Consider the following 2,440-nt stretch of genomic DNA (forward strand, 5'->3'; position numbering starts at 1 on the left):
CTGGATTTGACGGTTCCGTCGGTGTCGGAGCGGATGGGGCAGGCCTAGTTTCGCGGCACGGACGACAGAGGCCGGGGTACCTCCGACCGCGATCCACACAGGAATCTGGCGATCCGGACGAGGTGTCACGTCACCGTCGATCAGTGGTGCGCGAAGTTGGCCCTCCCAGTTGATCGGGTTCTCGTCACGCAGTTTCAGTAGTAGGTCGAGCTTTTCGGCGAAGAGTTCGTTGTACTGGGAAAGTTCGTACCCGAAAAGCGGAAACGACTCCGTGTAGGAGCCTCGGCCGGCAATGATCTCGGCGCGACCTTCGGAAAGCAGATCGACCGTCGCGAACTGTTGGAACACGCGGACGGGATCGTCGGAACTGAGCACGGTGACCGCGCTCGACAGCTTGATGTTGTCGGTAGCCTGAGCCATTGCCGCGAGCACAACTGCAGGGGCTGAGACTGCGAAGTCGGTGCGATGGTGCTCGCCGACGCCGAAGACATCGAGTCCAACCTGATCGGCAACGGTTGCCTGCTCGACCAAATGGCGAAGGTGGACACCGGGATTCATCATCGCGCCGGTGGTGGGATCTGGGGTGAGTTCACCGAAATGGTAGACGCCCAATTCGAAAGCCATGTTGTTTCTCGCTATCTGTTCGTGGGGGTGATGGAAAGCTGTTCTACGTGCGCATCGCATGCGCCGCCTTGATTCGTGTGATGTGTGGCAAGTCGGGAGAAGAAGCGTTCGAGTACCGGAAGCTCTTCGGTTTCAATGAGATCGGAAAAGTATTCGGCGATCCCTCGCGTGTGTATGGCGGACGCTTTTCGAAGCGTCTTCTTGCCCGCAGGCGTCATCGATACCGTCACGACGCGTCGATCGTTTTCCGGTCGAACGCGCTCTGCCAGTCCTGCCTCGACCAATCGATCGACGACGCGCGTCACACCGCTGGTGGTGACCAGGACGAGCTCGGCCAGATCACCCATTCGGATGGTGTTTCCTGGAGCTTCATGCAGGCGGAGTAGGACGTCGTACTGACCAAGGGTGAGCCCGGTGGTAGTCCGAAGATCTGCCTCCATCTTGCCGAGGATGACGCTGTGGGAGACGACGAGGTTGCGCCACACGCGACCACGTACGTGTTCATCAGTTGGCATCGGTGACGTCCTCCATTTATTTGCGATCGCAAGTATTGCTTACTCAAATAATACGCTCGGAGAGATCGAACTATTCCCTGTCATCGTTTCTGCTGTTGCGGGCATTGAATCGAACTGGTGTTCGAGTATTGTTGGGGTGGGGATCGGGGGATTCAATGAGTGTTCTGTTGTCGGATGTGGTGTCTGGTTCTGCGGTGGGGTTGCGCGGACGTCTGTGGAGGTTGTCGGCTTCTGAGTTGCGGGCTGCTGCTGTCGAGGCGAGTGCGGAGATTCTGCGTCTGGAAGCTGTGCGGGTGGCGGTGGTGGACGAGTTGTCGTTGCGTCCGGATGATCAGGTGATCGCGAGCCGCGGGGTGGGTGCGTGGTTGGCGTCGAACACGATGCTGCAGGTGCGGGACGGGAAGAAGATCGCCGCGTTGGGTGCGGCGCTGCGGCCGTTTCCGGCAGTGGCGGCAGGTTTCGATTGCGGGGATTGTTCGTTCGATCATGCCGTTCTGATCGTCTCGTTTTGTGAGTCGCCGCCGAAGGGGATGCCGGAGGAGGCGCTGCCTCGCTGTATCGATTTGTTGTTGGCTGCCGCGTCGGGAGTGGAGGCCACGACGACGAAGGTCCGATATGTGATCGCGACGTTGGAGCGCGTTTTCGAATCCGATGAGATTCCGCCCGCCGAAGACGTCGACCGCAACGAACTCCGCATCGCGTCGACGTTGAATGGTCGGGTGGTGGTGCGTGGGGATTTCGATGCCCTCACCGGCGAAATGTTGCTGTCGGCGTTGTCGAATTTGACGATGCCGACCCCGGCACCGGACGGGACGCCGGATGCCCGGTCGGCGGCGAAGCGGACGGCGGACGGGTTCACCGAACTGATCCGCCGCTATCTGGACTGCGCCAAGACCGGCATGGATGGTGGCCAGCGCCCGCACGTGAACGTGCACATCAATGCCCGTGATCTAGCCGAGCACCGGGATTGCGCCGCGACACCCTCTGATGGTGGTGGGTCTGTGTCGGATCTCGATGTCGGGCACATGCCCTGGCTCGGACCACTGTCGGTGTCGCAGACCAGGCTCCTCGGGTGCGACTGTTTCCTGTCCACTGTCCTACTCGATGATCACGGCGCGCCGCTCGATGCGAAACCCGGGAAACGGTTGCTCACCGCCGAACAACGCGTCGCGCTGATCGCGAGAGATAAAGGCTGTGCGTTCCCCGGATGCACGTGTGTGCCCGCCTGGACCGATGCGCACCATATCCGGCACTGGGCCAACGGCGGCCCGACCGTGATGAACAACCTGGTCCTGCTGTGC

The 2,440-nt window shown here is 60.8% G+C and carries 3 protein-coding genes; 1 reads left to right on the forward strand and 2 read right to left on the reverse strand.

Features of this window, described 5'->3' with window-relative positions; translation table 11 throughout:
- A partial coding sequence (locus ABT116_RS42720) for an LLM class flavin-dependent oxidoreductase (protein ID WP_351646097.1) occupies positions 1 to 624 on the reverse strand: 624 nt, incomplete at its 3' end.
- An 11-nt stretch (positions 625 to 635) separates the two neighbouring features.
- Entirely contained in the window at positions 636 to 1,139 is a 504-nt protein-coding gene (locus tag ABT116_RS42725) for a MarR family winged helix-turn-helix transcriptional regulator (protein ID WP_351646099.1), read from the reverse strand.
- Positions 1,140 to 1,294: 155 nt separating this feature from the next.
- On the opposite strand from ABT116_RS42725, the gene ABT116_RS42730 reads away from it, so the two are divergent.
- A partial coding sequence (locus ABT116_RS42730; protein WP_351646101.1) for an HNH endonuclease signature motif containing protein occupies positions 1,295 to 2,440 on the forward strand: 1,146 nt, incomplete at its 3' end.

This window comes from Streptomyces sp. NPDC002130 (assembly GCF_040296465.1).
In the GTDB taxonomy this organism is placed as follows: Bacteria; Actinomycetota; Actinomycetes; order Streptomycetales; family Streptomycetaceae; genus Streptomyces.